Raw genomic sequence first — 22061 nt, forward strand, 5'->3', positions numbered from 1 at the left:
CCATAGAAAACGTTCAACCCCGTGGCTGTGAGACTCAGACGCCGTAAAACCCCCGGTACCAACGTGCAAAGCGATCCACACCTTCTTCGATCGGGGTGCTGGGACGGAAACTCGCCCACTCCTCAAGAGCCTGGGTATCCGCAGCAGTCGCCACCACATCACCAGGCTGCATTGGCTGGAAATCCTTGATCGCTTCTTTGCCCAGCGCCTGCTCCATGACCTCGATGAAGCACAGCAGTTCGGTGGGCTGGCTGTTGCCGATGTTGAACACCCGATGAGGCGCTGCTGCTGTTGCCGGATCAGGCTGCAGCGAATCGAAATCGGGATTGCTGGTTGCTGGTTTATCGCAGCAGCGCGCCACCCCTTCAACAATGTCGTCGATGTAGGTGAAATCACGCTGCATCTTGCCATGGTTAAACACCTTGATCGGCTCACCGGCAAGGATGGCTTTAGCAAAGAGCATCGGCGCCATATCCGGCCGGCCCCAGGGGCCATACACGGTAAAGAAACGCAAACCTGTGGAAGGCAAGCCATAGAGATGGCTGTAGGTGTGAGCCATCAGCTCGTTGGCCTTTTTGCTGGCCGCGTAGAGGCTCACCGGGTGATTCACCGGCTGCTGTTCATGAAACGGCAGGTTGCGATTGCCGCCATACACCGAACTACTGGAGGCGTAGACCAGGTTCTCCACTCCGTGATGGCGGCAACCTTCAAGAATGTGCCCAAAACCCACCAAATTGCTCTGGATGTAGGCCGCTGGATTCTCCAGTGAATAACGAACACCAGCTTGTGCTGCCAGGTTGACCACCACCCTTGGTTGCTCTGCCGCGAACAGAGCCATCAAATCTTCCCCATCCTCCAGCGCCAGCTGCTCAAAACGCCAGGAATTTGCAGGAGCTGCTCCCTCAATCCTGGCAAGGCGCGCACGTTTGAGCTGGGGATCGTAGTAGCTGTTGAGGTTGTCGATACCAACCACCCGTTCGCCGCGTTCCAACAAACGCAGGCTGAGGGCTGCTCCAATGAAGCCAGCAGCACCAGTAACCAGAACAGGGCCTGTCATGGCTGGCCCTCTCCCACACGCCAAAGGTTCAGCCCAGCTGCCTGAACCTCAGCAGGTGTGACCACCGATCGAGCATCAAACACCCAAGCCGGTTGACGCATCAATGAAGCCAATGCTGACCAATCGAGCTCTTGGTATTGACTCCATTCGGTGAGTATGAGTACGGCATCAGCTCCCTTCAACGCCGAGGCAATGTCATGACTGGGCCACCAGGTGCCCTCGCCGCTGAGTGCGGCACGCGTAGGTCCGGACTCGGCATCCGGCGCTGTACTAGCCGGCAAGTTCAAATCACGGGCAATTTGATCGGCAGCAACCTTGGGATCATGAATGGCGAGCTGAGCACCCTCTTCCAGCAGATCATTGGCAATGCGTATAGCCGGAGCTTCACGGGTATCGTTGGTGTCGGCCTTAAAGGCAAAACCAAGGATGGCCAAACGTTTGCCTGTGACGGTGCCGAACAGTTTCTGTACCACCGTGCGAGCAATGCGGTGCTGCTGCCAGCTGTTCAGCTGCACCACCGATTCCCAGTAATCGGCAACATCGGGCAGCCCGAAATGCCTGCAGAGATACACAAGGTTAAGGATGTCTTTCTGAAAGCAACTTCCACCAAAGCCCGGACCGGCCTGAAGAAATTTCGAACCAATGCGGCTGTCGCTGCCGATCGCCCGGGCCACCTCACGCACATCAGCGCCAGTCGCTTCACAGAGGGCCGCGACAGAATTGATCGAGCTGATCCTCTGAGCTAGAAACGCATTTGCCGTGAGCTTTGAGAGCTCGCTGCTCCAGAGGTTTGTGCGCAGAATGCGCTCCTGAGGCACCCAATGGCCATACACCGATGCCAAAGCATCGATGGCCTCAGGGTCTTCGCCGCCGATCAGCACCCTGTCAGGCGAGACAAGATCTGATATCGCAGTACCTTCCGCCAAAAATTCAGGGTTGGAAAGCACTGCAAAGGTGGCTTTTGAGCCATCAGAGGATTGCTCTGCAGCAGAAAGAATGGCCTTCACAGCCTCAGCGGTACGCACCGGCAGCGTGCTCTTCTCCACAACAATCGTGTGTCCGGTGGCCGATTTAGCCACCTGACGAGCACAGGCTTCCACCCAGCGCAAATCGCTGGCCTGACCAGCGCCAAGCCCTTTGGTTTTGGTGGGTGTGTTCACGGAGATGAAAACCAAGTCTGCTGCGGCGATCGCCTCATCCACAGCCGTTGAAAAATGCAGGTTGCGGCCTCGCGCACGCCCCACCACGGCATCCAGGCCTGGTTCATACACCGGCAACTTGCTCAAATCGCTGTGATTCCAGGCATCGATGCGGGACTGATTGACATCAACGACTGTGACCTGAACCTCAGGACAGCGATCAGCTATGACTGCCATGGTCGGACCACCCACGTAACCGGCACCGATGCAGCAGATGGAATGGATTGAGGCATCAAGCATTAAGTTGTGGTGATAAGGCTTGGGTTAATTAATGATATCGCTGATGCTTAGAATGATAAAAATTGTATGGTGATTTGCTGATTGCCTTCTTCTCTCACCCGCCGAACCAAGGTCTAACGTCCAGGGGGCCTACTAATGTACTAGAAAACCCGATTCCCAACTCAACATTGCTTAGAATCCTATCAAGAAATGAAAAACCTAATAAACACAGAACTTAAAGCAGGTAATTAAGCCTCGCGGACTAACACAATGAAAGAGTTTGACAAACGGCTCCAATGCAAATGTATCAGGAGGATGGAAGGGCCGAATAGCTTTGTCCAACTGAGATTCCGCAAAAATGTGCCACTAAAGTATTGGTACATAGCCATGCTTCATTGGGGGTGAAATTTTAAGAGTGCATCTGGCTTGACAAAGAAATCTGAGTGACGATGGCATTTGACCCATTTATTGACGCATAGGAGGCTTCAGAAACAATATGAAGATTGTTTTACAACAAAAAGTGAATCAGATCTGGATGAACGCTGTGGCAAGCTCTTCGTCAACACGTCACCGCCTAGACGGCTGAGCCCTGCTCCCGTCCTCTGTGACGGAAGACAGAGTTGGTGAGTTTGCTGAATGTCTCCAAAATTCAATGCCCACTTCCGCTACCACCCTCGCAAAAAACCCCCTAAGAGAGCGAATCACCCGGCAAAATGGCCACAAAACACGTCAATTCAAACTGGAGTAGGGCTATTGGTAATTGTGACCAAGTGCCAGGCTGACAGCATCAACACCACAAGGATCGATCGCCAATTGTAGCAAGTGAACTCTAAGTCTTTTTTCTTTTGTATCTCTCAAGGACTACATGACCGTTTTAGTCACAGGCGCAGCAGGTTTCATTGGCTTCCATCTGAGTACACGGTTGCTTGAGCTTGGAAAGCCGGTAGTGGGATTCGACAATGTTAATCCCTACTATGACCCTGCTTTGAAGCGTTCGCGGATTGCTCAACTGCAGTTAACAGCGCAACGAACGAACACGAGCTTTAAACTGATCGAGGCTGATCTAGAAGACAATCAAGCGGTAGAGGCAGCGTTCGAGAGCCACAAACCCAAGAAGGTGGTGAACTTGGCGGCCCAAGCTGGAGTGCGCTACTCAATCGAAAACCCAGCAGCCTACATAAAGAGCAACCTAGTAGGTTTTGGCCACATTCTTGAAAGTTGCCGAAAACACAGCATCGAGAACCTTATATATGCATCCAGCAGTTCGGTGTATGGGGGTAATACCAACATGCCCTTTTCAGAACATCAAGGGGTAGATCACCCGGTGAGCCTCTACGCAGCGAGCAAGAAAGCCAACGAACTAATGGCACATAGCTACAGCCATTTATTCAAATTGCCAGTCACCGGCTTGAGGTTCTTTACAGTATATGGCCCTTGGGGAAGGCCTGACATGGCTTTGTTCTTATTCACCAAGGCAATGCTTGCCGGGGAGCCGATCCAAGTATTCAACAACGGCCAAATGGTGCGCGACTTCACCTATGTCGACGACATCATCGAGAGCATGATGAGGCTGCTCGACAAACCCGCAGCTCCAGATCCGACCTTTGACACAAGTCAATCAAATCCCGCAACAAGCTGGGCTCCACACAGAATATTCAATATTGGTAATTCTAATCCGACGCCACTCATGGAGTACATCGAAGCGATTGAAGAAGCGCTGGGCATCACAGCCAAAAAATTGTTCCTACCGATGCAGCCCGGCGATGTACCTGCCACCGCTGCCGACACAACATCGCTAGAAACCTGGACAGGTTTTAAGCCGAACACACCTGTAAATATTGGCGTAGCTCGATTTGTGAGGTGGTATAGAAAATACTACCAAGTCTGAAAAATTCAACCAGCAACAACATCTGCTCTCCTCAATTCACCGGGAGCTCTTTTATGACAACAGACCTGCCCCCTCTTAATAACTGCAACATAGCGGTAATAGGCCTTGGCTATGTAGGCCTGCCACTGGCTGTGGAATTCGCCAAAGAGCGAATTTGTAGTCGGACAGGTGCCTTGCTGCAAAGAACTGTAATCGGCTTTGACATCAACACCGAACGGCTAGGAGAGCTAAGACTGGGAATAGACCGCACGAATGAGACAAGTGCCAAAGAACTGGAAGCAGGTTTTTTGGAATTCACAAATAACCCTGCAGATCTAACAAAAGCAGATGTATACGTGGTGACGGTACCCACACCGATAGACAAAGCAAAAAGACCAGACTTAAAGCCACTGGAGAAAGCGAGTTCACTAGTAGGACGTGCCCTGAAGGAAAACAGATCTAACTACAAACCTGTAGTAATCTACGAAAGTACGGTATACCCCGGGGCAACAGAGGAAGTTTGCGTTCCGATCCTAGAGAACGAATCTGGTCTGATTTTCAACGATGGGTTTTGTTGCGGCTACAGCCCAGAGCGAATCAACCCTGGCGACAACATACATAAGCTCACTTCAATAACAAAAGTCACAAGTGGAAGCACAAATGAAGCAGCTGTCTGGGTGGACAACCTATACAACTCAATCATCCAGGCTGGAACACACATGACTCCAAATATAAGAGTGGCAGAAGCAGCAAAGGTAATAGAGAACACACAAAGGGATTTAAATATTGCTCTAGTAAACGAACTGGCAATCATCTTTCGACAGATGGGAATCGATACACTCGATGTACTCGAAGCAGCAGGAACAAAGTGGAACTTCTTACCATTTAGACCAGGACTTGTGGGAGGCCATTGCATTGGAGTTGACCCGTACTACTTAACACACAAAGCTGAAGAACTTGGATATCACCCACAAGTAGTTCTAGCCGGAAGACGAATCAATGACGGTATGGGACGTTGGTTGGCAGAACAACTGGTACTCGAACTAGCGCGTCGCCGCACAAATATCGTTGGAACTGAAGTACTTGTACTGGGTCTAGCCTTCAAGGAAAATTGCCCGGATTTAAGAAATACCAAGGTAGTAGATCTTATACAAGGTCTCGAGCGCTATGGAATAAAAGTAGTAGTTGTAGACCCGTGGATAAACAAAGAAGATGCTAATAAAGAATACAACCTAAATGTACTAAACAAAATACCCAAAAATAGTTGCTACGGAGCTGTTGCGGCGGCTGTTGGACATAGACAATTTACCGAATTAAGGGAAAATGATTGGAAGGAACTACTACTTCCATCTGGTGTAATTCTAGACCTTAAAGGGATCGTACCTCGCAATTTAGAGCCCCTACGCCTATGAAAAACTAACAACCCAATAAACCCAAAAAGATGATGACTGTTAAACTTCAGTTCCTGTCTGTAGATGAGCAAAAGTGAGCACAAAAAATTTACTGATGGCCCTCTTGAGGCATTTAACAACTAAGCGACGCAAACAAATTGGCTTGCTCGTAATAGTAATGCTGATAAGTGGTGTGGCGGAACTTGTGACTATTGGCTCAGTGCTTCCGTTTTTAGCAGTCCTCAGCAACCCCGATCAAATCTGGAAAATACCATATATACAGGAATTTTCAATAAGAGCGGGAATCACTACAAGCAAGCAATTATTGATACCTTCTATAATCTTATTTCAGGTATCGGCAGTCTTCGCAGCAATAGTAAGACTTGCAAATTTATGGCTAAACGGACAACTTGCGGCTTCAATCGGATCGGACCTAAGCTGCGAGGCGTACAGAAGAACGCTATATCAACCGTACAAAGTACATGTAAGTCGAAATTCAAGCGAAATAATAGCAGTTACAACAAGTCAAATTGACCTAACAGTGGCAGCAATTAATGCTTTTTTGCAACTAATAACCTCTCTAATAGTTGCGGCAGGAATATTTACTGGACTATTCCTAATAGATGCAAGTATAGCATTTTTAGCGATATCATTATTCGGAAGCGCGTATTGGCTTCTAGCGGTAAACGTTCGCAGAAAACTATTTACAAATGGTTTAAAGATTACCGAAGCGTCAAATCAACTACTTAAAGCTCTACAGGAGGGGCTAGGCGCAATCCGTGATGTATTACTTGAGAATACACAAAAAACATATCTAGAGATTTACCAAACAGCTGATCGACCTCAAAGGAAGCTTCAAGCAAAGAACAACTTTTTAAGGTCTTTTCCTAGATTTGCATTGGAGGCTCTTGGAATGGTGTGCATATCGCTGCTAGGTGGATATCTAATTCTTCAAAGCGGTGAAAAAATAAACGTGATAGCGATATTAGGTGCTTTAGCGCTGGGAGCACAACGGCTTCTACCTGCCTTACAACAAGTATATGGGAGTTGGGCTTCGCTAAAAGGTTATAACGGGGCAATGAGTGCTGTAATCAAACTCATTGGACAAGATGTCCCGCAAGACATGGAAATAATTGAGAACTATAATTTTGAGAAGTCAATTAAATTAGAAAATTTATACTTCCGATATACCTTAGACAGCCCATATATTCTAAAAAACGTTAATTTAGAAATTAAAGCTGGAGAGCGAATTGGGATCATAGGTAGTACGGGTAGTGGAAAAAGCACAGCTGTTGACTTAATAATGGGATTGCTAGAGCCAACTTTAGGAGTATATTATGTCGACAACGTAAATTTATTTGGCTCCAAAACACAATCGATAACATATTCATGGAGATCCTTAATAGCGCATGTACCGCAAAGTATATACTTAACAGATAACTCAATAGCCGAAAACATAGCTTTTGGGGAGAATGTAGAATTAATTGATATGACAAGAGTGCGTGAAGTAGCGAAGCAAGCACAAATATCGGCATTTATTGAGTCATTGCCACTTGGGTATTCAACATTCGTGGGGGAGAGGGGTATAAGACTAAGTGGCGGACAACGCCAAAGAATAGGCATCGCAAGAGCTATGTACCGTTCGAAAAAAATCTTGGTACTTGATGAAGCGACAAGTGCACTTGATATTCAGACAGAAAAAATGGTGATGAATTCAATAGCTAATGCATCTGAGAAACTGACTGTTATTATCATCGCTCATAGACTAAGTACTCTATCGTTTTGCGATAGAGTATATGAGATAAAAAATGGGTGTATAAATCTGAAAGAGAACCTGTATGAGCAAGAAAGATGACGGATATTGGATTATTGTGGATTGAAAACACAAAGCAGCGTAAAAAAATATCAAATAATAAATAAATTCAGAGCGGGATAGTCGTTGACAATGATTTAAGTATATGACAACATATTGCGAAAACAGCGCGATAAGAAATAGTATCAAGAGAATAGAAGTTATTAAATGAGAATAAAATCAACTTTAGGAAGAAACGAACTAATTTTGATAACCTTGTTGTGCATAAGAGCAGCTCTGGCTTATCTCGAAGTAACAACACACCAGCTTTCACTTGAACAATATGCAAATAAATATGGAAGTGACGAACTAACATTCTTCAACCAGTCCCAAACAGTAATAAATTTGATAGCAAACAAATACATATTAAATTCTATTCTCATTAAAGTTTCAAGCTTTAGTTCGCGGTGGCTGGGAACAGATCTAGGGGTCTATGTTGCATTAAAACAATTAATAAGTGGTGCACTAATTATTATGTACTACAAGGTAATCTCATTGACACGGATGGGTCGAAATATTGCATTGATTTGTGCTATCGCATTAACTATAGATCCCTTTCTATATAGTATATCGAAAAACATGCTAAGAGACGATTTAATAAGCTATTCATTTTGCCTTTTTACAGTAGCGATCATATCAGCAATAAATTACAGAAGAAGTACAATATTGCTTAACTATTCAATAATTATTTCACTGATTACATTAATAACAACAAGGCCACAATTGCCACTACTGTTTACAATGGCATATATCATTGGAAAAGTAAATTATAGATCATGGAAACTAAACCGGAAGAGTGTAATATTTACAACTTTGATAATTACCACTATGATTTTATTTTTCAGATATGAAACATGGTACTTCCTGTCATCAATTAATTTGAGTAACTATAATGTTTTAAACACCATGTATAGATACTTTCTTTCACCAGCCCCTTGGAATATAAGCAAAGTAATGAATGGGTCGCTTAATTCAGACGCATCATATGCACCGAGTTGGTTTTTTATAAGGTTTTTTATATCACTAGGACTTGGACTGTTAATTACGATAAGATGGAATCTGATAAGTCAAATCGTCTTGCTTAAGGATATGATTAAGACAATTATAATCTGTGTTATTGTTATGGGGTTAATAGGAGGGGGTGTAAAGGTGCACGGACCAAGACTGGGCTACCCTTTATTCTTATCATTATTGCCGGTATATATGTCAACCATAGTATTAAAGAAAAATGGGCAACAATATCAATTACAGCTGAAAACCAAGAATGGAATTTGAATATCAAATAATGAAAAATATTTTGCTTAAAAGAACATATATATGGTTCATACGATAGTACCACACTGCTTTAAACAAATGAAAAACTTATTAAACTTCACGGTATTAAAAAAAGAAACAGTTTTATCTAAGGATTTTCCAGTTCACCAATTCAAGAAAACTATAAAATGAAAATACTTTATATTCCATATGAAATTAGTTCAAGGGAGCTGATAGGCCTATTACACATATCCGAGCATTTAGTGAATAAGGGTATCGTTAATAGGGTCTATATAGGAAAGTCAAGAACACTACGATCTGCAGTACGCTGGAATGTGTTGAAACCAGGTGGATGGTTATTTAAAAGTGCTCAAAGATATGTATTACCATTCGCACTTAAACTATCCAAAAAAAAGTTTACACTATTTCTTCAAGATATCGAAGCACTAGCAACCTTTGATGACGAACGAGAATATGACTTATTCATGAAATCATGTTCGACGCTACGAATAATGAATACGATCTTATGTTCAACTCAAAACGAAGAAAGAGCAATTAAGGAGAAAAACAACTGTAAAACAATAATTTCAGGACCATTAAGATTGTATCACTATTTAGATCCACGATTTATAAGATTATGCCAAGAACGCAAACCGAAAAGTAAAAAGACAAAGATTTTATACGTAACATCCGCAACTTCAATACATTTCCATTGGTTATATAGTTATCAAGATATGATCAAGTCTCTGGAAAAGGAGGGAATGAATCAGGAAAACGTACGGAAGATAGAAAAATGGGCTTATGATTCACATGTAGATTTGCTTGCATTTATTGGAGTAATATCAAAAATCATAAAATGTAATCCAAATAAATACATAATAACCATCAGGCCACATCCTTCAGAAAATTCTGATTTATACACAAAATTATTTGCGGGAATTGACAACATTGAAATAACTAGGGAGCGACCATTGGCATTAGAAATCATGGATGCAGATAAGATATTTATTGGTAGCTGCTCTACATCAATTTTTGAAACATCACTTCTGAAGAAAAGGCCGAGTTGCTTATTAGTAAATTCTGATTCACCATTTACAGCATTTTATCGAAAACATATACTTTATAAATTGACTAATAATATATTATCAATAGAGGACGCGTATAAGCATGTAACAGATGATAACCGAAACAATATGGGGGAAATCAACAAAGAACATGTCACAAAACATTTAAACATGAATAAACATAATTTCGAGACCGCGCTAAACTGCTTTGAAGAGATAAAGCCGCTACCAAAGAATTTTGCAAATATATTGTGGATTAAGTACTTTAAATATATTTATGTACTCATAGACACTCTAATAAACGTAGCGACACATACCTATCTAAATAAATCGCATAGATACACTTTTTACAAATCAAAGGTAACAGATAGTGACTTTATTGGAGGCTATTCAAAAACACTAAAAGTAAAAGTCAAAAGCTATAATAACTCTCTTTATGAGGTATATAAAAATGATTAAGTCAAAGCATATCAAAAAGATTATTAAAGACTTGTATTTTAGAACCTGGGATTATTTGCCACCCAAGAAGGGGCCAATATCTAAAAAAGGTTATTTAGTTTATGATTCCATAAGCTGTGATGAATTTGAAAATGATCGATTGAAATTGTTAGATTTTCTTGCGAACAATAGGATAATAAAAGATTTATTTGCAAAGCAACCAAACGGCTACGTAATTCATTTCACTGATGTCCTGGCATATTATCCTGGTCTCCGTTATGCAATTGATGAAAGAATTGTATGCGATATTCGCGCATACCTCGGACCATTTTCCAAACTCGATGGAGTCTACTTAGGCTATTTTAATTCATCGTCTGATTTAACCGTAACTCATAACACATCCTCACAGTATCATCATGATTCTGTAGGTCATCGCCTAAAATTTTTCGTACCTTTAAATTCATTTGGAAATATTCCATTTCCTACCAGTTATCTAGAAGGAACTAACCATTATAAATGGAAAAGCTATGATAATATTCCTGGTTCTGGCGGAAAAAGAATGAGCGATAACGTTATTAATACCGCAAAAGAAGCGCAAATAACAGTTTCATATGGGATGAACTATATTTTTGATACGAATGGTTTACATAGAGGTGCTTATAATAAAGCTGATAAGAACCGGTTGATTATGCAATTTGAATTTAGCAATCAGTTATTCAATCCATTTGGTCAGATTGGGCCAATGAACTATAGTCTGAATGAAGATGCTTACAATTACTATGATTCAATGAGGATACTTACACGCAGACGCTTCAAAAAGGAAAATTCTATTTTTTATCAGAAAGGCTTGCGGCATAGGAGCTTCGACAAATCATGTGCTAAAATCGAAGAATATATATAATTGAATTTAATATGGTAAAAGCATCTTTTAGTGAATACAATTTAAATAAGTTAATAGCAGAAAAATGTGCAAAAAATGGAACATTTGAGTATTTAGCGAAACAATACACACATATTTTGCCAGAACAAATAATAGAATGTTTGTCGTTCATTCCTAATAAAATAAATATTTTCAAAGGACGCGGGATTGACCTGGGTGGAGGACCTGGTCTGATTGCACATTCACTAGCATCCTTATACTCCAATATTTTCATTGATTCTCTAGAAATAGTAGAAGAAATCATTACTCTATCAAAACCTATAGTTGAAAAATATTTTTCATCAAATATAACAGCAAGAGTAAATTTAATGCAGGGGAGTTTTGATGAAACAGGATCAAAAGATAATATCTACGATTTTTGCATAGCATGGGACTCAATGCATCATTCAAACTCATTAGTAAAGACACTAACAGAAGCTAATCGGATTACAAAGCCGGGAGGCTATTTTATTTTGGTTGACCGTGCTCACAATAATGATACTCCTCAAGAAGAGTTAGATAGGATGGAAAATATTTTTTACCCTACTACATTTCTAGAAGCCAACGGTCTGCCAACTGACCTTGTTTTTTCAAGAAAAGACAATGGTGAACATGAATACAGACATAAGGATTGGTTGAGGGCCTTTCATGCCGCTGGATGGGATTCTATGGACGGGTACATCCTCGTTGAAAACCATTTACGAAACAATAATTACATAAACGACTTTAATGTAAAGCAAATTGCAATCCCTTTTGAATTAGGAGGGTTTGAGAGGAGAAAAATTGTAGAGGTATTTGTTAAAAAAAATTATTATGAGAGATAGGTATTATTGATGAACAGCAACTGTCAGATAAATTAATCATTTACTATTTTCAACTCGACACTGAAAAAAATTATTAATAATCAATTTCAGTCTATAGCCTAATTTTAAAGTTTTCGCTAAGGCATTCAGAGATATTAACGAATGCAGAGAGTAAAAACCTTGAAGGCATATTATTAATCATATGCTAATAATTTTCCGGGATATATTGAAAGACATTATTCAAGACAAACGCATGAAATCATTAAACATATCAAACTACAAGATGGGGCAGTACACATAATCCTTAAGGTAGGTTGTGGTTGCAGAACTGAATCGTTGTATTTTTCTTTACCCGGTGGTGATGTAATAGGATTAGATATTAAACAAGAAAGATTAAAGGTTACAAATGCAAGACTGAAATTTATCAGCTCATATCACGATACTAATCTAAAGAGTGAGTTCGAAGAATCTGGATTTTTTGATCCTAGTCTTTCAAAGTATAAAGAGTCATTTGATATAATATGGATAGAATAGGCATATCATCATATAGAGCATGGGAAAATTTTGCATCAACAGCAGATTACTTACTTAAACCAAGCGGTTTGCTGATACTGAGTGCTTCTAATGAATGAAGTCCACTAATACAGCTAAAGTAATTTCTTAAAAAAGGTTTGATACGATTATAAGTAAAACCGATTCATGTTGTAATAAGACTGTCTCTGGGAACAAGATATTACAATACCGTATATGCTTTCACATGACCTAGAACATAAAAAATTTGGTATGATTCGCAAAAAATATTTAAGAATTTGCTCCAACTTAAAACTGTTGCATAAACTTAGCTTTATAGAAGCACTTGTAACCTAATTCATGAAATTTCTCCTTGCACATTATAATGTAGTGTATACGAAAGAGCATGATTAAGGGTTGTTCTTTCATAAAGAAATGAAATAACCCTAATCAAGATCATTTCGTAGCAGACACAGGTAAACATTTCAATGAATTATAGATACTATGAGAAGGGATATTAATGACACGAATCAGGTCAATTAGAGAATGAAGTATAGACTTAAGAAGCAAATAAGCTTTCTGTACGACAGGAGGCATGACAGAATGATAAACAAACATAAACGTCTACAAAGATTTTTTAGGACTTCAAAAGTGCACTGATTAAGCTTGGAAGGACAAAACGGATATCAAGTATGTTTATAACTCAATAGTCTTGTATGATATGGAATAAACAAATAGCAACCCAGTGCCTTCAACCAATAATATTACAATCTCATCGAGGGAAATAGGTGATTTGGAGCCACCGTTAGTGATAGCTGAAATAGGTATAAACCATGGAGGGTGCTTGACAACAGCAAAGAGTATGGTTCTAAGAGCCTTCAGTGCAGGCTGTGAGATGATCAAGCATCAGACACACTTTGTCCATGATGAAATGACACCTGATGCGAAAGAGATATTCCCTCCAAACGCTGATTGTTCGATATGGGAAGTAATGGAATCGTCATCATTGTCACAAGACGAAGAAATTGCTCTCAAGCAATACACTGAAGATCTTGGGATGATTTATATATCGACACCATTCTCACGATTAGCTGCAGATTTTCTTGCTGAAATAAAAGTTCCTGCATTTAAAATTGGGTCAGGAGAATGCAACCATCTACCGCTAATAAAACATATCTGTTCATATGGGAAACCAATTATAATGAGCACAGGAATGCAAAATATAAAAAATATAAAACCGTCTGTTAAAGTACTTGAAGAAAACTCAATTCCCTATGCACTTCTTGAATGTACAAATTTATATCCTTCACCGCCCGAAATTGTTAGCCTTTCGGGAATTACAGAACTAAAAAAACACTTTCCAAATGCTGTGGTTGGTTTTTCTGATCATAGTATCGGTCCATCAATTGCACTCGCATCTGTTGCGTTAGGAGCGTCAATTATTGAAAGACACTTTACAGATACACGTTACAGGAAGGGTCCAGATATTATTTGTTCAATGGATCCGGCTGAATTAACATTCTTAATTAACCGCTCAAGGGAAATTCATACTGCACTTCACAATCCAAAGCGACGAACAAACCCAGAGGAAAGTGTTTACCTATTTGCTCGATCCTCTATTGTCGCTGATAGAGATATTCCGTCTAACCATATAATAACTGAAAATGATATATGGGCACGTCGGCCTGGTTCAGGGGAAATATCAGTGTCATCTTTTTATGATATAGTAGGTAGACGAACTAATAAAGAAATTAAAAGAAACAAGCAGCTTAATTGGTCCGATTTTCATTTATGACCGATACTATTTCACCAAAAAAACTACTATTCATTACGGGTACTCGAGCGGATTATGGAAAACTTGAACCCTTAGCTCTAACTGCTCACAAAAATGGATTCACGGTAACATTTTTTGTAACCGGAATGCACATGTTTGACCAATATGGGCTTACCAAATGTGAGGTTCATGCAAGAAAAGAATTTCTGGTAACGGAATTTATTAATCAAAGACCAGGGGATCCATTAGACATAATCTTGGCTAAAACTATTTTAGGTTTTTCTGATTATATACAACAAGAAACACCAGATATGGTCGTAGTACATGGTGACCGTATCGAGTCATTGGCTATTTCACTAGTATGCGCAACAAACTATATTAAATGTGCGCATGTTGAGGGCGGTGAAGTTTCTGGAACAATAGATGAGATATTTCGTCATTGTAATACCAAGTTAGCTTGGACACACTTAGTAAGTTCAGACTTAGCAAAAAATCGTGTTTGTAGACTAGGTGAACATCCAGACCGAATTTATAACATAGGATCTCCAGAACTTGATATACATGGCTTACCAACTGGCTTACCTCTATCTGAGGTGAAAACCAGATATGACATATCATTTGATAAATTTGGTATATGTATCTTCCACCCAGTCACATCAGAAATAGAAACTTTGAGGGATCAAGCTAATTCACTTTATTCAGCACTAGAGCGATCAGAGAAGCCATTTGTTGTCATACTACCTAATAATGATCCTGGAACTGAAGGATTGATCGAAATAATAAGTAGGCTCCCTAAGTCTCAATTTAGAGTATTACCGTCAATGAGGTTTCTGTATTTTTCTGAACTTTTGCGTAATTCATCATGTATTATTGGAAATTCAAGTGTTGGAGTTAGGGAAGCGCCATTTCTAGGAATTCCATCTCTTAATATTGGCACACGTCAAACCAATAGAGCAGTATCTGAATCAGTGGTACAAGCTACAGCCTTCGATGATTCATCAATAACAAAATTTATTGACGAGTATTGGAACGTTAAATTCCCACGTAATTCGGCTTTTGGCATTGGTCAGTCTTCAGATTTATTTCTTAGTATAATTCAAGATGAAAGTTTTTGGCGGCAATCATTCCAAAAATACTTTGTCGATACATTAACCTAATGCCTACCGATTATACTGCAATTGTTCTTGCACGAAATGGATCTAAGCGTTTACCAGGAAAGAACAAATTATGTATTAATAATTTTCCTTTGTACTTACATGCAGTAAACCAAGGCATACGAACATGTGGCAATGTAATATTAAATACGGATATTCCCTCCACTGAATTAAACCTTCCTAAAAATGTATATCTATACGAACGACCTACAAGCCTTGGGGGAGACACTATAACTTCATCGGAAGTGATCATGGAAATGCTAACAACACTAAAACTTTCAGAACAGGATTTGGCATTACTGCAACCAACTTCGCCATTACGACAAGACTCGGATATCTATGCAGCAATAAATTTATATAAAAAAAGATCATACGAATTAGTCATCTCAGTCTCAACTGTCGACAATTCATGTCTGAAATATGGCATACTAAAACAAGAAAAATTTATACCTATAGCATCTCCTGAGTATTGTTTTTCCAACACACAACAACTGCCTGAAGTTTACAAACCAAATGGTGCGGTTTATATATTTAATAGCGAAACCTTTTTAAGAAACAATGGATTCCCATCATCTAATATAGGTACAATTACAATGCCCTGTTCACGTTCCATTGACATTGACTGTTATAATGATTTCATATTAGCATCTCAATCATTAATTATTTCAGATAATGACTAGAACAATTGCACGTTTAGATATTAAAAATGAATTTGTTATTAAGGGTGTCCATCTAGAAGGACTTCGAAAAGTTGGTTCACCAGCAGAGCTCGCAAGCTCATATTATGAAGCTGGAGCAGATGAGTTGCTTTTTATGGATGCCGTAGCAAGCCTTTATGATAGAAATAATTTATTTGATATTATCGAAAAAGCATCGCGTGATGTATTTATACCGATATGCTTGGGTGGTGGAATCAGAACACTCAACGACATCTCAAAAGCACTACATAGCGGAGCTGATAAAGTGGCTATTAATACTGCCGCTGTACATGATTTGACGATAATCGAAAGAGCATCAGAGACTTTCGGATCTCAGTGCATCGTAGGTTCTATTGAGGCCAAAGAAACCGATTGCGGTTGGTTAGCATATTTTGATAATGGCCGAGAAGATACTGGAATTGATGTTATCGATTGGGCAAAAAAACTAGCAGAATCGGGCTGTGGTGAAATAATTGTTACTTCTATCGACAAGGAAGGTACACAATCTGGATTTGATATTAAATTAGCCTCAGAAATAAATAATGCTGTAAGTTGCCCCATAACAATATCAGGTGGGTATGGTGAGGCAAACCACCTAAAATCACTACTTGAAAAAGTTGAAGTATCAGCCATCGCAATAGCAAGCTGCTTGCATTATAAAAAAGATACGATTAATAGTATCAAGTCTATTGTTTCAGAAATTAATCTTGCACGGCCATGAATTCAACTTGTATCGGTATTGTTGACTATGGTATTGGCAACATTCGCAGTATTTCCAATGCTTTAGCTTCGCTAGGTATTAAATATATTTTATCAAATGACGAAAAAGTGTTAGAGACAACATCACATTTGATTTTGCCCGGTGTTGGAGCTTTTTCTCACGGTATAAAATTATTGCAGTCACAAGGACTAGATAAATTCATCAAGAAGTATGCAGCATCCAAAAAACCAATACTTGGTATTTGCTTAGGGATGCAAATGCTATCAAATAAAGGCACAGAATTTGAGCTAACACCAGGTCTCAATCTTTTAGATGGTACTGCAAATATTATTTCATCAGGGAAAAAAAATCTGCGATTACCTCATGTTGGATGGACGAAAGTGAAACGAGTCAACGCTGAATATGACTGGTTATTTGAAGGTATTGAAAATGAAGCAAAGTTTTACTTTATTCACTCATATTGCATCGAACCTAATGCGTGCCATACTGTTGGCATATCTTCTTATGAAAACAACTCATTTACATCTGTAATTGGGTGTGGTGGTATAATAGGTACTCAATTTCATCCCGAAAAAAGCGGTCCTCAAGGGCTCAGGCTGATTTTAAATTTCTCAAAATTTCACAAACTATGAGTATATCGGACAACGCCTATTTCGGATTGCCTGAAACTGTAAACTTCTGCAAGAAATGTGTAATATCAAATCAAAGGCCACAGTCAACAGTCGAATTCAAACATTCAAAAAAAGAAAAAAAAGCAACGATTGGATTTGATGAAGATGGAATATGTGATGCTTGCAAGTACCATGAGATGAAGTCTTCCGAGATTTCATGGGCTGATAGAGAAACAAAACTCTTAGAATTACTGGATGAATATCGAAGCACTGACGGTTCGTACGACGTAGTTGTCCCAGGTAGTGGCGGTAAAGATAGTGCTTTTACATCTCACGTCCTGAAATATAAATATGGGATGAATCCTCTTACCGTGACATGGGCTCCACATTTATATACTCCAATTGGTTGGCAAAATTTTACAAACTGGACACATGTTGGAGGCCACGATAATATACTTTTCACTCCTAATGGTAAACTTCACCGCCATCTCACCAAGTTAGCATTTCAAAATTTACTCCATCCTTTTCAGCCTTTTATTATTGGTCAAAGAATTATTGGGCCTTCAATCGCACAGAAGCATGGCATAAAACTAGTTATGTATGGCGAAAATCAAGCCGAGTATGGAAACAACATTAATGAAAATTATGTTCCAACAATGGATCCAAAATTCTTTACTAATATAAATTCACTATCTATTGTTTTAGGCGGTGCGTCTATTGGTGAAATAATTGATTCTACGCATTTTAGTTTAAATGACTTTCAGCCATACATACCACCTTCTGCAGAGAGCCTAGACGAAGCAAATGTAAAAGTTCACTACCTTGGGTATTATTTGCCGTGGGATCCCCAAGAATGCTATTACTATGCAACGGAGAATACTGGCTTTAAAGCTAACACATCACGAACACAAGGTAGTTATTCAAAATATTCAAGTATTGACGATAAAATAGATAGTTTTCATTATTTCACAACGCTGATAAAATTTGGAATTGGTCGTGCTACGTATGATGCTTCGCAAGAAGTCAGGAACGGCAAAATTACTAGAGAGGAGGCATCTCATCTTGTAAGAAAATATGATAATGAATTTCCAGATAAGCACTTCAAAGACTTTCTTGAGTATATTCAGATTGATGAGGAAGAATTCTGGAGAATAGTAGACTCATTCAGATCACCGCATATATGGACTAAAGATGCAAAAAATGACTGGAGACTAAAACACACTGTATATGACTAAACCACTTATTATTAAATCAAAAATTGATTCCATACTTCCTTGAATAGTCATCTAAAGAGCAGTAAATGAAACATCCTTCCGATTTTATCAAGGAACATTTAAACTCACATAAAGAAGCACTGTCAAGTATTGACTACGCTTTAAGTGGGCAAATCATTAAAGCATATGAATTAATTCATTCATCAATTACAGATAACGGAACTATATTTTGGTGTGGCAATGGAGGAAGTGCCTCAGATGGTCAGCACCTTGCAGCCGAATTGATAGGTAGATATAAGTATAATCGTAAGCCCCTAAAGTCATTATCATTAAACACAGATACTTCCGTGTTAACGTGCATTTCGAACGATTTTTCTTTTGAGTCTATTTTTTCACGTCAACTAGATGCATTGGCTGAGCAAAATGATGTAGTTATATTTATCAGTACATCTGGAAATAGCCAAAATATACTTGAAGCTTCATTGTTAATGAAGAAAAAAAATATTTCAACTATTGGATTACTCGGCTATGACGGTGGTTTAGTTGGCAAAGTAGTTGACCTACCATTGATAATTCCATCATCCAATACTGCCAGTATTCAAGAAATGCATATTATGATCGGGCATATGCTATGCGGTATAATAGACCAAGATTTCTCTGAAATTCCTACTATATGAACTTAAACTGGTCAATTATACATACAATCATCTTCGATTTTGATGGAGTATTTACTGATAATAAAGTTTATGTTGATCAGTTTGGTCGAGAGTCTGTTATGTGTGACAGGTCTGATGGCTTAGCGCTTGATATACTACGCAAATTCATGCTTAAGAATGCATGGGATCCTGAAATATTCATTTTGTCAACCGAATCGAATGATGTAGTAAGCGCACGTGCTAAAAAGCTCAAACTCAAGTCACACCAAAATGTTGGAAATAAGCTCTCTTTCTTGCAAAATTATTTAAAAAATAAGAATCTTGATCCTTCTGGTGTTGTTTATTTAGGCAATGATTTAAATGATCTTCCTATCACTAAATTAAATTGCTTTTTTGTCGCACCGTATGATGCACATCCCTTAGTTCTCTCGAAGGCCAGTTGTGTGTTAAAGTTCAATGGAGGGTATGGATTTGTACGAGGATTCATTGAACTTCTTTGTAATATCGAAAATTTGTCATCTACAGAACTTTTTCAACTCTTGGAATTTGATTCAAAATGACTACTGAAATCTTCATAATAGCCGAAATTGGCATTAACCACAATGGACGTCTTGATGTATGCAAAGATCTAATTGATCTAGCCTGTGATGCAGGATGTAATGCCGTTAAATTTCAAAAGCGCGATATTGATAGCGTCTATACCTCAGAGTTTCTATCAAGTCATCGAGAAAGTCCTTGGGGAAAAACCCAACGTGACCAAAAAGCTGGACTTGAATTTAATAAAAATGACTATCTAGAAATTGATCATTATTGTGAATCAAAGGGCATCATATGGTTCGCATCAGCCTGGGATGTAAAGAGTCAACTATTCTTGCGTCAATTCAACTCAAAATATAACAAAGTAGCATCTCCTATGATTGTGAATATTGAACTATTACGAGAAATAGCCAGTGAACAAAAACATACGTTCATCTCCACTGGGATGTCTACTTTTGAGGATATTGACCGTGCCGTTGATATATTCAAAGAATACGATTGTCCCTTTGAATTGATGCATGCTGTGTCTACCTATCCAATGAATGATGAAGATGCGAATTTAAATGCAATAGCGACACTGCGTGAACGATATCAATGTAATGTTGGTTACAGTGGACATGAGGTCGGATTAGCAATATCCTATGCAGCATCAGCTTTGGGCATAACATCTCTTGAACGGCATATCACCCTGAGTAGAGCGATGTATGGTTCTGATCAATCAGCCTCCTTAGAGCCATCTGGACTTCGTCAATTAGTAGGTGGCGTACGCAAGATTAATGCAGCTATGGGTGATGGTTCAAAATCTATAACAGAAGCTGAAATTCCGATAGCACAAAAACTCCGTGGACACTTGTCTTGGGATATCAACAGTTAAAGATGAATCCTCTTGTTGTTGCGATCGTACCAGCAAGGTCTGGCTCGAAGTCAGTTCCAGATAAAAATATCAGAGAAGTTGGGGGATTTTCACTTTTAAATTGGGCAATTACTGTTTCTAGAAAAAGTGATCTGATCTCAGATGTATACGTTTCAACTGATTCTCAACACTATGCAGAAATAGCCCTTGCAGCTGGAGCTAAAGTTCCTTTTCTTAGGCCGTCATCTATTTCAGGTGATTCTTCTAAAGACTACGAGTTTATATCACACGCTATCTCATGGTTCCACGAAAACAATATATTTCCAGATTTTATTGCTCATGTCAGACCTACGTCACCACTAAGATTTCCTTCTGATTTAGACCGAGCAATTCATGCTTTTGCTAACACTAATTCATATACATCATCACGTTCAGTTCACAAGATGTCGGAAAGTGCTTATAAATGTTTTGAATTATCTGATTCAGGTATGCTTACAACAATATTTGACAATGATTTTGACTTGGATAAGAGCAATGATGCAAGACAATCATTTCCCGAAACCTATGTTGCCAATGGTTGCATTGATATTATTTCAGTAAAGCATCTTATAAGCACCGGCACGCTTCATGGCAATAATGTTTTACCCTTTATAACTAATTATGTTCATGAAATTGATAATGAATCAGACTTTCAGTTCCTTGATTTTCTGGTAGCATCGCGTCCAGAATACCTTAATATTTTCAAATGAACCTTCCAGTTTCATTAGAATCTTCCCGCTTATCAATGAGACCTTTCGCATTGACTGACAATTTATCAGAAATGCTATGGTTTTTTGATCCAAATGTGATGAATAAAACATTTGGCGGTGTAGACGATAATGAAAGTTTGAAAAAACGAATTAACAGATATGTCAGACACAATGACTTTCACGGCTTCAGTAAATGGCTTGTTATTCACAAGGAAACAGGTGAGTATATAGGAGATGCTGGATTATATTGTATTGATAATGTCTCTGATTCCCTTGATATAGGATTCCGATTAAATTCATCATACTGGAGAAAAGGTCTGGGTTCTGAAATTGTGCGTTCGTGGTTTCAATTTCTCAAAAATTTGCCACATATAACCTCAGTTGTAGCAACCGTATTTCCTGATAATATTGCATCTGAAAAGCTTTTGACAAAGCACTCCTTCATATTTGATGGTTATACTACCCAGTATTCAACCACTGTCAAACTCTTTCGAATTGATCGACCATTTCCTCCCCATTAA

The 22061-nt window shown here is 39.4% G+C and carries 20 protein-coding genes; 18 read left to right on the forward strand and 2 right to left on the reverse strand.

Annotated elements, in window-relative coordinates; genetic code table 11:
• Positions 1 to 34: 34 nt before the first annotated feature.
• Entirely contained in the window at positions 35 to 1057 is a 1023-nt protein-coding gene (locus AC6EI9_RS09105; RefSeq protein WP_498467477.1) for an NAD-dependent epimerase, read from the reverse strand.
• On the reverse strand, positions 1054 to 2433 hold the full coding sequence (locus AC6EI9_RS09110; protein ID WP_498467478.1) for a nucleotide sugar dehydrogenase: 1380 nt from the start codon (positions 2431 to 2433) through the stop codon (positions 1054 to 1056). The genes AC6EI9_RS09105 and AC6EI9_RS09110 overlap by 4 nt, the downstream gene beginning before the upstream one ends.
• Positions 2434 to 3340: 907 nt before the next feature.
• On the opposite strand from AC6EI9_RS09110, the gene AC6EI9_RS09115 reads away from it, so the two are divergent.
• The 18 genes from AC6EI9_RS09115 to AC6EI9_RS09200 all read left to right on the forward strand — a co-directional run bounded on the left by AC6EI9_RS09115 (position 3341) and on the right by AC6EI9_RS09200 (position 22061).
• Entirely contained in the window at positions 3341 to 4363 is a 1023-nt protein-coding gene (locus tag AC6EI9_RS09115; RefSeq protein ID WP_498467479.1) for an NAD-dependent epimerase, read from the forward strand.
• 53 nt (positions 4364 to 4416) lie between these two features.
• Complete coding sequence (locus tag AC6EI9_RS09120) at positions 4417 to 5754, forward strand: nucleotide sugar dehydrogenase (RefSeq protein ID WP_498467480.1); 1338 nt, start codon at positions 4417 to 4419, stop codon at positions 5752 to 5754.
• A gap of 73 nt (positions 5755 to 5827) precedes the next feature.
• On the forward strand, positions 5828 to 7588 hold the full coding sequence (locus AC6EI9_RS09125) for an ABC transporter ATP-binding protein (protein WP_498467481.1): 1761 nt from the start codon (positions 5828 to 5830) through the stop codon (positions 7586 to 7588).
• Positions 7589 to 7753: 165 nt separating this feature from the next.
• Positions 7754 to 8860 (forward strand): hypothetical protein, encoded by a 1107-nt coding sequence (locus AC6EI9_RS09130; protein WP_498467482.1) that lies wholly within the window; start codon positions 7754 to 7756, stop codon positions 8858 to 8860.
• A gap of 167 nt (positions 8861 to 9027) precedes the next feature.
• Positions 9028 to 10362 (forward strand): glycosyltransferase family protein, encoded by a 1335-nt coding sequence (locus AC6EI9_RS09135; RefSeq protein ID WP_498467483.1) that lies wholly within the window; start codon positions 9028 to 9030, stop codon positions 10360 to 10362.
• Positions 10355 to 11242, forward strand: coding sequence for a hypothetical protein (locus tag AC6EI9_RS09140; protein WP_498467484.1), 888 nt, complete (start codon positions 10355 to 10357; stop codon positions 11240 to 11242). The genes AC6EI9_RS09135 and AC6EI9_RS09140 overlap by 8 nt, the downstream gene beginning before the upstream one ends.
• Positions 11243 to 11253: 11 nt before the next feature.
• Positions 11254 to 12084 (forward strand): class I SAM-dependent methyltransferase, encoded by an 831-nt coding sequence (locus AC6EI9_RS09145; protein ID WP_498467485.1) that lies wholly within the window; start codon positions 11254 to 11256, stop codon positions 12082 to 12084.
• A gap of 1234 nt (positions 12085 to 13318) precedes the next feature.
• A complete protein-coding gene (locus AC6EI9_RS09150; RefSeq protein WP_498467486.1) occupies positions 13319 to 14368 on the forward strand; it encodes an N-acetylneuraminate synthase family protein in 1050 nt (349 codons plus the stop codon).
• Positions 14365 to 15504: a UDP-N-acetylglucosamine 2-epimerase gene (neuC, locus tag AC6EI9_RS09155; protein WP_498467487.1), complete on the forward strand. Its 1140-nt coding sequence runs from the start codon at positions 14365 to 14367 to the stop codon at positions 15502 to 15504. The genes AC6EI9_RS09150 and neuC overlap by 4 nt, the downstream gene beginning before the upstream one ends.
• Complete coding sequence (locus AC6EI9_RS09160; protein WP_498467488.1) at positions 15504 to 16181, forward strand: acylneuraminate cytidylyltransferase family protein; 678 nt, start codon at positions 15504 to 15506, stop codon at positions 16179 to 16181. Before neuC ends, AC6EI9_RS09160 begins: the two co-directional genes overlap by 1 nt.
• Positions 16174 to 16920: an imidazole glycerol phosphate synthase subunit HisF gene (gene hisF / locus AC6EI9_RS09165; RefSeq protein WP_498467489.1), complete on the forward strand. Its 747-nt coding sequence runs from the start codon at positions 16174 to 16176 to the stop codon at positions 16918 to 16920. Before AC6EI9_RS09160 ends, hisF begins: the two co-directional genes overlap by 8 nt.
• Positions 16917 to 17552, forward strand: a complete 636-nt coding sequence (hisH, locus tag AC6EI9_RS09170) for an imidazole glycerol phosphate synthase subunit HisH (protein WP_498467490.1) — start codon at positions 16917 to 16919, stop codon at positions 17550 to 17552. The genes hisF and hisH overlap by 4 nt, the downstream gene beginning before the upstream one ends.
• Positions 17553 to 17578: 26 nt before the next feature.
• The gene (locus AC6EI9_RS09175) at positions 17579 to 18766 is read left to right on the forward strand and encodes an N-acetyl sugar amidotransferase (RefSeq protein WP_498467491.1); all 1188 of its coding nucleotides are present in this window, start codon (positions 17579 to 17581) and stop codon (positions 18764 to 18766) included.
• A 65-nt stretch (positions 18767 to 18831) separates the two neighbouring features.
• Positions 18832 to 19422: a D-sedoheptulose-7-phosphate isomerase gene (locus AC6EI9_RS09180; RefSeq protein WP_498467492.1), complete on the forward strand. Its 591-nt coding sequence runs from the start codon at positions 18832 to 18834 to the stop codon at positions 19420 to 19422.
• Complete coding sequence (locus AC6EI9_RS09185) at positions 19419 to 19961, forward strand: KdsC family phosphatase (protein ID WP_498467493.1); 543 nt, start codon at positions 19419 to 19421, stop codon at positions 19959 to 19961. The genes AC6EI9_RS09180 and AC6EI9_RS09185 overlap by 4 nt, the downstream gene beginning before the upstream one ends.
• Positions 19958 to 20812, forward strand: coding sequence for an N-acetylneuraminate synthase family protein (locus tag AC6EI9_RS09190; protein ID WP_498467494.1), 855 nt, complete (start codon positions 19958 to 19960; stop codon positions 20810 to 20812). Before AC6EI9_RS09185 ends, AC6EI9_RS09190 begins: the two co-directional genes overlap by 4 nt.
• Before the next feature lie 2 nt (positions 20813 to 20814).
• Positions 20815 to 21540 carry an acylneuraminate cytidylyltransferase family protein gene (locus tag AC6EI9_RS09195; RefSeq protein WP_498467495.1) on the forward strand — a complete coding sequence of 242 codons (726 nt, stop codon included), beginning with the start codon at positions 20815 to 20817 and terminating at the stop codon, positions 21538 to 21540.
• Positions 21537 to 22061 carry a GNAT family N-acetyltransferase gene (locus tag AC6EI9_RS09200; protein WP_498467496.1) on the forward strand — a complete coding sequence of 175 codons (525 nt, stop codon included), beginning with the start codon at positions 21537 to 21539 and terminating at the stop codon, positions 22059 to 22061. Before AC6EI9_RS09195 ends, AC6EI9_RS09200 begins: the two co-directional genes overlap by 4 nt.

It is taken from the genome of Synechococcus sp. MIT2312 (assembly GCF_059772315.1).